Origin of the sequence: Actinopolymorpha sp. B11F2 (genome assembly GCF_040195635.1) — a bacterium.
GTDB lineage: Bacteria > Actinomycetota > Actinomycetes > Propionibacteriales > Actinopolymorphaceae > Thermasporomyces.
The window spans coordinates 54121-66494 of sequence record NZ_JBEFTX010000011.1; the positions used below are offsets into that span (position 1 = coordinate 54121).

General features: G+C 68.2%; 12 protein-coding genes. 5 read left to right on the plus strand and 7 right to left on the minus strand.

Annotated elements, in window-relative coordinates; all coding sequences use genetic code 11:
• Positions 1–2: 2 nt before the first annotated feature.
• On the minus strand, positions 3–668 hold the full coding sequence (locus ABN034_RS20040) for a response regulator (RefSeq protein WP_349692511.1): 666 nt from the start codon (positions 666–668) through the stop codon (positions 3–5).
• A gap of 288 nt (positions 669–956) precedes the next feature.
• Between ABN034_RS20040 and purB the strand changes: the two genes are divergently transcribed.
• Both purB and ABN034_RS20050 read left to right on the plus strand, forming a co-directional pair.
• Positions 957–2396, plus strand: coding sequence for an adenylosuccinate lyase (gene purB / locus ABN034_RS20045; RefSeq protein ID WP_349692512.1), 1440 nt, complete (start codon positions 957–959; stop codon positions 2394–2396).
• A 118-nt stretch (positions 2397–2514) separates the two neighbouring features.
• The gene (locus tag ABN034_RS20050) at positions 2515–3945 is read left to right on the plus strand and encodes a sulfatase family protein (protein WP_349692513.1); all 1431 of its coding nucleotides are present in this window, start codon (positions 2515–2517) and stop codon (positions 3943–3945) included.
• Between the two features lie 68 nt (positions 3946–4013).
• Here ABN034_RS20050 and vanX read toward each other — a convergent pair whose 3' ends face one another.
• Genes vanX through vanH form a run of 3 tightly spaced genes read right to left on the minus strand, consistent with a single transcriptional unit; the run spans position 4014 to position 6683 of the window.
• Positions 4014–4694 carry a D-Ala-D-Ala dipeptidase VanX gene (vanX, locus tag ABN034_RS20055; protein WP_349692514.1) on the minus strand — a complete coding sequence of 227 codons (681 nt, stop codon included), beginning with the start codon at positions 4692–4694 and terminating at the stop codon, positions 4014–4016.
• Positions 4691–5731 (minus strand): D-alanine--(R)-lactate ligase, encoded by a 1041-nt coding sequence (gene vanA, locus ABN034_RS20060; protein ID WP_349692515.1) that lies wholly within the window; start codon positions 5729–5731, stop codon positions 4691–4693. The genes vanX and vanA overlap by 4 nt, the downstream gene beginning before the upstream one ends.
• Positions 5724–6683, minus strand: a complete 960-nt coding sequence (gene vanH / locus ABN034_RS20065) for a D-lactate dehydrogenase VanH (protein WP_349692677.1) — start codon at positions 6681–6683, stop codon at positions 5724–5726. Before vanH ends, vanA begins: the two co-directional genes overlap by 8 nt.
• Positions 6684–6968: 285 nt before the next feature.
• Here vanH and ABN034_RS20070 point away from each other — a divergent pair, with 285 nt between their 5' ends.
• Positions 6969–8333, plus strand: coding sequence for a UDP-N-acetylmuramoyl-tripeptide--D-alanyl-D-alanine ligase (locus ABN034_RS20070; RefSeq protein WP_349692516.1), 1365 nt, complete (start codon positions 6969–6971; stop codon positions 8331–8333).
• A gap of 21 nt (positions 8334–8354) precedes the next feature.
• On the opposite strand, the gene ABN034_RS20075 is transcribed toward ABN034_RS20070, so the two are convergent.
• The 3 genes from ABN034_RS20075 to ABN034_RS20085 form a co-directional block, all read right to left on the minus strand.
• The gene (locus tag ABN034_RS20075) at positions 8355–8927 is read right to left on the minus strand and encodes a VanZ family protein (RefSeq protein WP_349692517.1); all 573 of its coding nucleotides are present in this window, start codon (positions 8925–8927) and stop codon (positions 8355–8357) included.
• Positions 8928–8999: 72 nt separating this feature from the next.
• Positions 9000–10145, minus strand: coding sequence for a lipid II:glycine glycyltransferase FemX (locus ABN034_RS20080; protein WP_349692678.1), 1146 nt, complete (start codon positions 10143–10145; stop codon positions 9000–9002).
• A gap of 32 nt (positions 10146–10177) precedes the next feature.
• A complete protein-coding gene (locus ABN034_RS20085; protein ID WP_349692518.1) occupies positions 10178–10657 on the minus strand; it encodes a M15 family metallopeptidase in 480 nt (159 codons plus the stop codon).
• A gap of 289 nt (positions 10658–10946) precedes the next feature.
• Between ABN034_RS20085 and ABN034_RS20090 the strand changes: the two genes are divergently transcribed.
• On the plus strand, positions 10947–11828 hold the full coding sequence (locus tag ABN034_RS20090) for a phosphoribosylaminoimidazolesuccinocarboxamide synthase (protein ID WP_349692519.1): 882 nt from the start codon (positions 10947–10949) through the stop codon (positions 11826–11828).
• Positions 11829–11970: 142 nt separating this feature from the next.
• The gene (locus ABN034_RS20095) at positions 11971–12366 is read left to right on the plus strand and encodes a RidA family protein (protein WP_349328306.1); all 396 of its coding nucleotides are present in this window, start codon (positions 11971–11973) and stop codon (positions 12364–12366) included.
• The last annotated feature ends 8 nt before the right edge of the window (positions 12367–12374 follow it).

Consider the following 12374-nt stretch of genomic DNA (forward strand, 5'->3'; position numbering starts at 1 on the left):
CGCTACTCGCCCTCGGAGTCCCCTACGAGGCCACCCTCATGGGCCAGCACCGCCGCCTGGACCCGGTTCTTCAGCTCCAGGCGGGCCAGCAACGTGCTGACATAGGCCTTGACCGTCCCCTCGGTCAGGAACAGCCGCTGACCGATCTCGGCGTTCGACAGTCCTGCGCCCAGGAGGGCCAACACCTCGCGCTCACGTGGCGTCAGCCTGTCGAGGCGTTCCTTCGCCGCCGTACGCCGGGTCACCTGGCCGTCGTTGATCAGCTGGATGACCCGGTGCGCGACCTTCGGCGAGAGGTACGACGCACCGCCGTATGCCGCCCGCACCGCGGCCATGAGTTCGTACGGATCACCCGCCTTCAGCAGGAATCCGCTCACGCCGCTCTCGAGCGCCGCCCCGATGTACTCGTCCTCGGAGAAGGTGGTCAGCATGATCACCGCGGTGTCCGGGACGACCCTGCGCAACTCTGCCGCCGCACTGAGCCCGTCGAGCACGGGCATTCGGATGTCCAGCAGGGCGACGTCGGGCCGGTGCACCCGAGCGGCCTCGACGGCCTCGCGCCCGTTGCCGGCGTCGGCGACCACGTCGATGTCAGGTGCGGCGGCCAGGATGGCCCTGACGCCGGCCCGCATCATCGCCTCGTCGTCCGCCAGCAGCACCCGGATCACGCCCCGACCGTACTACCAGGCACACACGCTTGGCGGCGGCCAGCGAAGCGTCCGACCTCTGCGCGGCGGTTTCCCATCGACCAGCACTCCCGCGCGCCAGCGGCCAGCGGCCAGCGAAGCGGCCGAGCTCTGCGCGACGGTTTCCATGATCATGAAGGAAAGGGCGGCTTATACGCCCGCAAACCTTCATGATCACGATCATGATCACGGGGTCGACGCCATCGGGCCACCAAGGGCGCGGTGGGTCATCCGGGGCGGGACCGCGACCGACGGGCGGCCTGCGGGAGAATGGGGTACGTGCCGCCACCGGTGATCCCTGACGTCCTCGCCGCCCGCTACGCCTCCGCCCCCCTGGTGGAGCTGTGGTCGCCGGCCCACAAGGTGATTCTCGAACGCCGACTCTGGATCGCCGTGCTCCGGGCGCAACGCGACCTCGGTGTCCAGGTGGCCGACGGCGTGATCGAGTCGTACGAACGAGTAGCCAGCCAGGTCGATCTCGACTCGATCCGCGAGCGGGAGCGCCGCACCCGCCACGACGTCAAGGCACGCATCGAGGAGTTCTGCGCCCTCGCAGGTCACGAGCACATCCACAAGGGCATGACCAGTCGCGACCTCACCGAGAACGTCGAGCAGCTCCAGGTCCGCGCCTCCCTCGAGCTCGTCCGCGACCGCATTGTCGCCGCGCTGGCACGGCTCGCCGCGCGGGCCGCCGAACACGCCGAACTGGTGATCGCCGGCCGCAGCCACAACGTCGCCGCCCAGGCCACGACACTGGGCAAGAGGTTCGCCTCGATCGCCGACGAGCTGCTCGTCGCCCTCGAACGCATCGAGGACCTGCTGGCGCGCTATCCGCTGCGTGGCATCAAGGGCCCGGTCGGCACCGCCCAGGACCAGCTCGACCTGCTGGACGGGTCGCCGGAGAAGCTCGCCGATCTCGAAGACCGCGTCGCCGCACACCTGGGCTTCACCCGTGTTCTCACCAGCGTCGGCCAGGTCTACCCGCGCTCGCTCGACTTCGACGTCCTGTCCGCCCTTGTCCAGGCGACGGCCGCCCCCTCCAACCTGGCGACCACGGTGCGGTTGATGGCCGGCAACGAACTCGTCACCGAAGGATTCCAGCCCGGCCAGGTCGGTTCGTCCGCCATGCCGCACAAGATGAACACCCGTTCGGCCGAACGCATCAACGGCCTCGCGGTCGTCGTTCGCGGCTACCTGTCGATGGTCGGCGAGCTGGCCGGCGACCAGTGGAACGAAGGCGACGTCTCGTGTTCGGTGGTCCGCCGGGTCGCCCTGCCGGACGCGTTCTTCGCCACCGACGGGCTGTTCCAGACGTTCCTCACGGTGCTGGAGGAGTTCGGTGCGTTCCCCGCGGTGGCGCAACGCGAGCTTGACAGATACCTCCCGTTCCTCGCGACGACCAAGGTGCTGATGGCGGCGGTCCGGCGCGGCGTCGGGCGTGAGACCGCACACGAGGTCATCAAGGAACACGCTGTCGCCGTCGCGCTGGCGATGCGGGAGAAGGGCGCCGAACGCAACGACCTGCTCGACCGGCTCGCCGCCGACGAACGCCTGGGCCTCAGCCGGGACGAGCTGGGCGGCCTTGTCAACGATCCCCTGACGTTCACCGGGGCGGCTCTGGCGCAGGTGAGTGAGGTCGTGCGGCGGGTGCGGAGCGTGGTCGAGCGCTATCCGGAGGCCTCGTCGTACACCCCGGACTCCATCCTCTGAGAGCCCGTCGCCACCCCGTCCCACTCTCCTGCGGCGTGGCCGGATCATCGGCCAGGAGCGGTCACGTGCGCGGAGGTACCCCTGTCCTCGCGGTCGATCGGCGACCAGGATGGCTGGTATGGCAGCGACCCCACGGAAGCCGAACATCGTCCTGATCGTCTCCGACGACCACGGGTACGCCGACCGTGGCGCGCTCGGTATCGACCCCGACGTGCGTACGCCCTCCCTCGATCGGCTGGCCGCCGACGGTGTCTCGTGCACGCAGGCGTACGTCACGGCACCGATCTGCAGCCCGTCCCGCGCCGGCCTGATCGGCGGGCAGTACCAGCAGCGGTGGGGGGCCCAGTGGTTCGACTCCAGTGCGTTTCCCGACCACCTGCCCTCGCTCGCCGAGCGCCTCCGTGACGCCGGCTACGCGACCGGCTACCTCGGCAAGGTCCACTACGGGCGCGAGGACAAGGGCGACCGCGCATGTCCGCCACACCATGGGTTCGCCGAGAGCTACTACGGCCTTGCTGGCAAGCAGGTGGGCCGGCTCAACTACCTGCGCCATTCCCGCGCAGCCGTGGAGAGCTACGGCCCGGAAGCGTCCCGCACCATGGCGGTGCAACCCCTTCTTGACGGTGACGAGGAGTGCGAGCTGGAGGGCTTCCTCACCGCGGAGCTCGGCCGCCGGGCACGGGACTTCGTCACCAGGCACGAGGATGAGCCGTTCTTCCTGATGCTGGCGTTCAACGCCGTGCACAACTTCTGCTTCCAGCTGCCGGACGACGAGCTGGCCCGGCGCGGCCTGGCGAAGTTCCCGGACTGGGATCCGGCGATCTCGTCGTACGTGGACTGGTACGACGGTGCGATCTCGCCCTACCTCCCGGACGGTCGGGCGTACTACCTCGCCCAGCTCGACCTCATGGACGCCCAGATCGGGCTGCTGCTCGACGAGCTCAGCAAGCGCGGACTCGCCGACGACACCCTCGTCGTCTACACCACCGACAACGGCGGTTCGATGTGCAACTTCGGTGTCAACACGCCTTTGCGCGGTACGAAGTACACGTTGTGGGAAGGCGGTATCCGCGTTCCCTACCTCGTGCGGTGGCCCGAGGGCGGCATCACGGGCGGGCGTACGAACGACGCACTGACCAGCACCCTCGATCTCTATCCCACGTTGCTGTCCGCGGCCGGCGCAACCCCGGAAGGTTGGGCGCACACCGACGGACTCGACCAGCTGCCGGCGCTGCGCGGCGACACAACCAAGTCGTCAGGCGACACCGGGGCAGCTGGGCACGAGGCGCTGCACTGGGACTGCGGCTTCCAGTGGGCCGTACGCCTCGGCGACTGGAAGCTCCACCACGCCTCGGCCGGACCGCACGCCGACGCTCTGCGGCGCGGCGAGCACACCGACATCGGTGTCGGCCAGCGGCTCACCCACCTGGGCGACGACATCGGCGAGACCACCGACCTCTCCGCCGAGCATCCGGAGATCGTCGAACGCCTCCGTGCCCGCCACGCGGCCTGGCGTACCGAGGTCGGGCTGGCCTCACCACCCACGTGAGGACGACGACCGAGTGATCGCGAGATAGCTGACTCTGGTACTCAGGGGAACGGCAGCCACGCTCCTGCTCAGGCTTGGTCGGCCGTGGTTCTCATGGGTGTGCCAGCCGACTCTGCATGCCTTCCCTTGTCGACGAGATCAGGAGTGATGGGAAAGTCGAAATAGGTGTCCGGATATGGTTCATCCTTCAGTTCGTAGTGCCACCACTCGCGATCGTAGGAATCGAATCCGCAGGCGCACATGATCGATCGAAGGTATTGACGATTTCTCGCCTCGGCCGGTGTGATCCCCGCTGCCCCGTGATGCGAGATCGAATCCATCAGATCGTGATCACCACCCATGGGGACGAGGGTTCCGGTGGCGAGCCCAAAGAGCGTCAGGTCGACGGCGCCGCCGCGACTGTGACCCGACCTGGCGGCGACATATCCATGGTCGAACAGCTCGGATCTGTCGAGGTTCGGATGGTGCCTCGGTTTCGCCCGGCTGTCCTCCGGTTGCTTCGCCCACCGCAGAAAGCAGTCCACGGCACGCTGTGGACGGTAACCATCCCAGAGAAGCAGGCCGAATCCGAGAGAGGCAGCCTTGTCTCGCGCTGCCTCCAGGGCCGCACACAGGGCCCTTGTGCCGACGATTCGATTCGCCAGGTAACCGTCCACCGGCCTGCGGGTGAAGTTGTCCCAGGTAGCGTACTTGGCATCCCAGCGAATGCCGGATACGACCTCGTCGACGAAGACAAAGTCGTCCTTCATCGCCCGGTTCCCGCCAAGGCCAACGCCACCAGCCGGTCGATCACGTCGGAAAGCGGCAACCCCGCGGCGGCCATCATCCTCGGATAACGACTGTAGGAGGTCATGCCCGGCAGCGTGTTGACCTCGTTGAGGACGACCTTCCCATCCCCTGTGAGGAACATGTCCACCCGCGCCAGTCCCCGGCAACCCAACGCGCGATAGATGGCCTTGGCCGTCTCCCGAACGCGCTCGCGCACCTCGGCCGGAATATCCGCGGGAACGATGAAGGTCGCGTTCTCGGATCCGCTTTCGGGATCATCCTCCTGATGGATCTTGAAGAAGCCATGGGAGAGCGAGACTCGGTCCACCTCACCTGTCACCAGCTCCGAGTCGTTCCCCAGGACGGCACATCCGACCTCGCTGCCGACGACCGCCTCCTCGATCAACACCTTCGAGTCAAACTGTCGTGCGGTTTCCAGCGCACTCGGCAGTTCTTCCTTCCCCGCGACCTTGCTGACCCCGAAGGATGATCCCGAACGGGCCGGCTTCACGAAGACGGGATAGCTGAGCCGGTCGGCATCGAGGTCGTCGTTCGACGTGACGGTCCAGAACTTCGGCGTGGCGATTCCCGCGCTGCCGGCGACGATGTAGGCGAGGGACTTGTCCATGCAGACGGCAGAGCTCTGGACATCGCAGCCCACGTAGGGGATGCCGGAGAGCTCCAGCAAGCCTTGGATCGCACCGTCTTCGCCGAGCTTGCCGTGTAGGACGGGCAGCACGACGTCCAGGCTGATCGTGGCGTACCGCCCCTGCTCCAGCACGAGCAGTCCGGGGACGCTCCGGTCCGGTGACAGCACAACCGAACGACAGTTGCCGTCCTCCCAGCCGCCGTCGGGGCCGTCGCAGAGCATCCAGGCACCGCGCTTCGTGATCCCGATGTAGAACGGTTCATACTTTGCGAGATCGAGGTTCTTGGCGACTTCTCGCGCAGACTTGACGGAGATGGGATGCTCCTCGAAACCGCCCCCGAAGATGATTCCGAGCTTCAACCTATCCATGCTGATTCCTGCTTTCGAATGTGAGGCAGTTGGTGAGGGAGTTTTCCACGGTGTCCCTCAGAGCGTGGTCGGTGTAATAGGCGGTGTGCGGACTGATGAGCACGTTCGGCAACTCCTGGAGCCGCAACAACGCCTTGCTCTCGATGGGTTTGCCTCGGCAGTCTGCGTAGAAGATTCCTTCCTCTCCTTCGAGCACATCCAACCCCGCACCGCCAAGTCGACCGCTTTCCAAGGCTTGAACCAGGGCCTCGGTGTCAAGAAGTGCTCCGCGTCCGGTATTGATGATGAACGCGCCGTGCTTCATCTGCTCGATACGTCGACGATCCAGGAGGTGGTGTGTTTCCGCAGTGAGCGGCGTATGGAGCGTCACCAGGTCGCTCAGCCGCAGCAGTTCATCGAGCGGTACGTAGTCGGCAGCGGTCTCGGGATGAGTGTCATAGGCCAGTATCCGACAGCCAAAGCCCCGCAGCCTGTCCATGACCGCCGCGCCGATGCGTCCTGTTCCGATGACGCCGATCCTCAGATCGCGTAGTTCTCTCCCGCGTACACCGTTCAATCGGTAGTCATGCGTATCCGTGCGGCGGACCATGGACTTTGCATGTCGCACCGCCATCAGCATCAGCATCAGCGTGTAGTCGGCCACACTGTCGGGCGAGTAGGTGACGTTTTCCACGGAGATGCCGACGCTCGCCGCGTAGCCCACATCGATGTGGTTGTAGCCAATGCTTCGTGTCGAGATGTAGGTGACGCCGACTCGGCTGAGTGCGAGAAGGGTGGAGTCCGTGACGTGAGTCTTGTGATCCACGCTGACGCACCGGTTTCCCAATGCCAGATCAATATTGGCCTCGGATACCGCTGCCTCGGTGATCTTCGGCATGACGCCGAGACGATGTGCCAACTCTCGGAACAGTACGGCCTCGTCCTGACCACATGCATAGATGGTGATCCCCATCTTCTGGCCGGCTGAGGAGGACGTAGACGCCAGCGATCGGGTGCGGCGGGCCGCTGTTCGTACTGGTTCGCTGTAGGTCATGCCAGCCAGTCAAGGCAGCGCGGTGTTGCCAGCACGTATCGAGTTTTCGATATGCCGACGATATGCCGCACCGCCTTGACTGGAGGGCATGACCCACAGCGAACCAACCTCTTCCCACCGCTACCTCGTCAGACTGCTCCCGATCTGCGCGATCTCGATCGGCTGGCTGTCGCTGCGCATCGCCGGCCCCCGCGCCGTCCGGGCATGATCCCGCTCAGCCTCGGCGAGATCGCCGCGGTCGTCGGCGGGACGGTCGAGGGCGACGAGGCCGTGACGGTGACCGCGCCGGCCGTGCTCGACGGCAGGCAGGCCGAGCCCGGCAGCCTCTTCGTCGCCTTCGCCGGCGAGTACGTCGACGGCCACGACTACGCCGGTCAGGCCGGCCGGGCGGGCGCGGTGGCCGTGCTCGGCTCCCGGACAACGTCCCTGCCCACGGTCGTCGTCGCGGACACCCAGGCCGCGCTGCAGGCGCTCGCCGCCCACGTCGTGGCCCGGCTGCGCGACGGGCTGACCGTCGTCGGGGTGACCGGCTCCCAGGGCAAGACCAGCACGAAGGACCTCCTGGCGGCCGTACTGTCGAGCGCAGGGACGACGATCGCCACGATCGGCTCGCTCAACAACGAGCTCGGCATGCCACTCACCATGCTGCGCGCCGACGCGGCCACCCGGTTCCTCGTCCTCGAGATGGGAGCCCGCCACATCGGCCAGATCGCCGCGCTCACAGGGCTGGTCTCGCCTGACATCGCCGTCGTCCTCAACGTCGGTCGGGCCCACGTCGGCAAGTTCGGGTCGCGCGCGGCCATCGCCAGGGCCAAGGGCGAGCTTGTGCAGGGGCTGGCGCCCGGCGGCACCGCCGTCCTCAACGCCGACGATCCTCGGGTGGTCGCGATGTGCGCACTCACCGACGGCCCGGTGCTGACCTTCGGCCGGGCGGAGCACGCCGACGTGCGAGTGCTCGACCTGGCGATGGACCGGCTCGCCCGGCCGTCCTTCGTGCTGCGGACCGCCGACACCTCGGCTCCCGTCGCGCTGCCGCTCGTGGGCGCCCACCAGGCACTCAACGCGTCGGCTGCCGCTGCGGCGGGACAGGCGGCCGGCGTACCCCTCGGCATGGCCGCGGCGGCGCTGGCCACCGTCTCGCTGTCGAAATGGCGTCTGGAGCTACGCGACCTCCCGGGCGGCGCGACCCTGCTCAACGACTCCTTCAACGCCCACCCCGAATCGACCCTCGCTGGCCTGGACGCGCTGGCGGCGATCGAGGGCGGGCGCCGCATCGCCGTCCTCGGCGAGATGCTCGAGCTCGGCGACGACAGCGAGGCCGAGCACCGCGCCGTCGGGGAGTACGCCGCCTCCCGGGCGGACGTGGTGGTCGCGGTCGGCGAGGGCGCCCGGTCGATCGCCGACGGCGCGGGAGAGCGGGCGGTGGCGCTGGCCGGCAACGACGCGGCCGTCGACTGGCTGCGCGGCCACCTCGCCGCCGGCGATGTGGTGCTCGTCAAGGCGTCCCGCGGGGCGCGTCTCGACGAGGTCGCCGCCGCGCTCGCGGAGTTCGGCGGGGTGCGCAACTGACCCTGGGAGCGCGCCGACGGCTCAGGACCTCGGTACCGGAGCGGATCGAGGCCGGTCTGACGGCATTCGCGCTGAGGCGAGCCACCAGCGGCGCGATGCCAGTGCGGCCAGCCCGGCGCCGGCCGCGTTGAGCAGCACATCGTCCACCGAGGACACGCGGTCCAGCAGCAGGACGTACTGAGCGGTCTCGACCAGGACCGAGCAGCCCGCCGCGAACGCCAGGATCCGCGGCACCGACGTCAGTGCTGCGAACCGCAGGGGCGCGAAGAACCCCAGCGCGGCGAACACCAGCACGTTGCCGACGACCTGGCCGGTCGACATCGTGAGCAGGTCCCGCAGCGGTACCAGGCTCACCCGACCAGGGATGGCGCCGGCCCGGCTGCCCGGCAACATGGTCATCCATACCCACGGCACAGTCCCGTAGACGATGCCGACCTCGGCCAACGACGTGCGCCAGGCCGCCGCCGACGTAGCGCCGCTGGCACTCCGCCGGCGTGCCAGAGCCCACACCGCCAGCGCGGCCATCGGCAGTACGAGCACCGTCAGGAAGGCCACGCCGGTGAACGTACCGACCCAGCTGTTCCACCCATGCATGGTCACGTTTCCTCCGCTTGCCTGACCGCGAAATCTGTCCGGGCCGGAACGATGTGGGTGAGGAGATTCAGCTCATCGCCCGCGCCGCCTCAAGGACCCGCGCCGCCTCATGTAGAGGTCGAAGGCCCGGTAGACCATCGGCCGCAGCGGCAGGTCCCACTCGCCGACGTACCTCACCGCCTGACCGCCGGTGCCGACCTTGAACTGGATCAGCCCGACGTGCGGGTCGTCTGCGTCGAGGGTGGGCGTGATGCCGCGCAGGTCATAGACGTCGCAGCCAGCCGCCAACGAGTCGCGGATCATCGCCCACTGGCAGGCGTTGGAGCCGCGCACCTCGCGCTTCTCGGTGGAGGAGGCGCCGTAGGTGTACCACGCGTGGGCGCCGACGCGGACCAGGATGGCGGCGGCCACCAGGTCTCCCTGGTGGCGGGCCAGGTAGAGCGCGATCCGCTCGGGGTCCTCGGCGCTCATCGCCGCGAACATGGCCTCGAAGTAGCGCAGCGGCCGGGGCGTGAAGCGGTCGCGCTCGGCGGTGTGGACGTAGAGGTCGTGGAACGCCTTCAGGTCCTCGCCGACCGTCACCTCGACGCCCTCCTTGGCCGCCTTCTTGATGTTGCGGCGCCACAGCTGGTTCATGCCCGCGAGCAGGTCGTCCTCGGTCCTGCTCTGCCCGTCGGGATGGCGCAGTGGAAGCTCATACGTGAACTGCGGCTGCCCGGCCCCGAATCCGTCCTCCGGGTACTGCGGCAGCCAGCCGGCGTCCCTGAGCTGGCTGGTCACGCGAGCGCCGAGCGGGTCGGTCTGCTGACTGGGCAGGTCGGTGAGCCGCTCGATGCCCGGGTCGGCGATGCCCTCCTTGACCTGGGCCGCGCTCCAGGTGTTCGTACGCACCGGCGGGCCGAGCCGGATCGCGAACGCGCCGTCTGCCTCGAGATGTGCCGTCAGCGGGTCGAGCCACGCGTCGATCTCGCCGGGCGAGTCGATGGCCGGGCCCTGGGGCAGGTAGGCCAGCGTGAAGCGCTCGAGCCGTGGCACTGGGCGGTGCAGGACGAGCCCTGCGCCGACCAACGTCCGGCCGGCGTACCAGCCGAGGGACTCGCTGCGCCACTCGGTCTTGACGCGGCCCCAGGCGGGGGTCTGCAGGAAGCTGACCGACCGCTGTTTCCGCACGAACGCCACATGCTCGGCGGCGCTGATCGGCACGACGGTCAGTCCCACGCCCGACACCGGCTCGATGCCGTGCGTGCTGGTCACTGCTGCATCCTTGGATCGTGCGTGGGGTCGGCGTACATGGGCGGGCAGCCGTGATCGATCGCTTCAGGGCGCAGTTCGTAGTGCCAGGGCTCGTTGCGGTAGATCTGGCACAGTCCGTACCCGGCGCCGTGCTTGGACAGCCACACCGTGGCGTCGGGGGGCCCGATGTCGACCGCGTCCCCGGACACGTGAGCAGACGTCTCGGGGGTGGCCACCCATCGAGCGGCTTCCTCCTCGGAGCCGTACTTGAGGACCGCCTCACGAAACAGCTGCTTCTGGTACGCAGGGGAACGCCAGCCGCTGTTGACGTAGAACGTGACGCCGTCGTCCGCGGCATCCGTCGCGGCTTGGCGGAGGGCACCGAGAAGATCCGAAGCCAGGTTGGCTACGCAGGAATACTCGTCATCAAACACTGTCACGCCGTCGGGGACGGCACGGTCATCCTCTGGTGGCGTACCACGTGCGGCTCGAGTCATACGGCCAGTCAAGGCAGCGTGGTGTTGTCGGCACGTATGTGGTTTTCGATATGCCGGCGATATGGTCCGGCTCGTAGCATCGAGTGTTGCCAGGGGACGTGTCGCGCGTGATCGGCGTGGCACTGCCGGTTACCGGGGCGCGGCCGTTGACCGGGCCGCCGCATTCGCCGGCCCCGAGGGGATCGGCGTCGTCCTCGTAGGACCTGCCCCGGCCACCTGGCTGAGCTGGTCCTGGCGCAGTCGCGGACACAGGCGTCGGGTGGCCGGCGCGCTCTGCAAGGATCGGCGTATGAGCAAATCGGTGCCGGCCTTCGGCCTCCCGCACGTCTATTCGGGCAAGGTCCGCGACATCTACGAGGACCGCGGCGACCTGATCCTCGTCGCCTCCGACCGGATCTCGGTCTTCGACACCGTGCTGCCGACCCCGATCCCGGACAAGGGGCGGATCCTCACCGCTCTCTCGCTGTGGTGGTTCGAGCGTTTGGCAGACCTCGTACCCAACCACGTCATCTCCGCGACCGACGTCCCGTCCGCGTTCGCGGGCCGGGCGATCCGGTGCCGCCGCCTGGAGATGGTGCCGGTCGAGTGCGTCGCCCGCGGCTACCTCACCGGTTCAGGCCTGGCGGAGTACGAAAAGTCCGGCACGGTCTGCGGCGTCTCCCTCCCAGCCGGCCTCGTCAACGGATCCCAGCTGCCCGAGCCGATCTTCACTCCGACGACGAAGGCGCCCGTGGGTGAGCACGACACCGCCATGACGTACGACGAGGTGGTGGCCAAGGTCGGTGCCGACACCGCGGAGGATTTGCGCCGGCTCACGGTCGAGGTCTACCGGCGGGGCGCCGCCCTCGCCGCCGAGCGGGGCATCATCATCGCCGACACCAAGATCGAGCTCGGGTTCGCCGGCCCCGACCGCAACCTTGTCCTCGCCGACGAGGTGCTGACGCCGGACTCGTCGCGGTTCTGGCCGGCGGAGACGTGGCAGCCGGGGCGCGCGCAGTTCGCGTTCGACAAGCAGTACGTGCGGGACTGGGCGGCTTCAAGTGGTTGGAACAAGGAACCCCCCGCTCCGGAGATCCCTCCCCAGGTCGTCGAGGCGACCCGGGACCGCTACGTCGAGGCCTACGAACGACTTACCGGCGAAACCTGGAGCGGCGGCAGCCCTGCTGGATGAGGGGACCCGTCATCCGCTGCTGGCTGATCCGGTCCGCACGCCGATCTATTCTGGATATCTATACTCCAGAATAGGTCCGGCCCACCCCGCCGGAGGGCACCAGGCCACCGACACTCACACCTGAGAGAGGAACCCACAGCCGATGTCGCACACCCTGGTCAACCCTCCCGCCCTGCACGACCCGGTGCCGTTCGGCTACAGCCACGTGGCCAGCGTGTCCGGTCCCCTGGTCGTCGTCGCGGGGCAGTACGCATCGGACGCCGACGGGCACGTCGTGTCGGACGACTTCGGCACTCAGGTGGACCGGTCGCTCGCCAACCTGGGCACCGCTCTCGACGCGGTCGACCTCGACTTCCGCCACGTCGTCCAGTTGCGGACCTACGTCGTGGATCTCGACGCCGACAAGCTCGGGATCCTGGTCGAGCGGCTCGAACGGATCTGGGGTGGGAACCCGCCCACGCAGACCCTCCTCGGCGTGGCTGGCCTCGCCCTTCCCGGCATGGCTTTCGAGGTCGACGCCCTCGCAGCCGGGACGTGAGTGTGCGC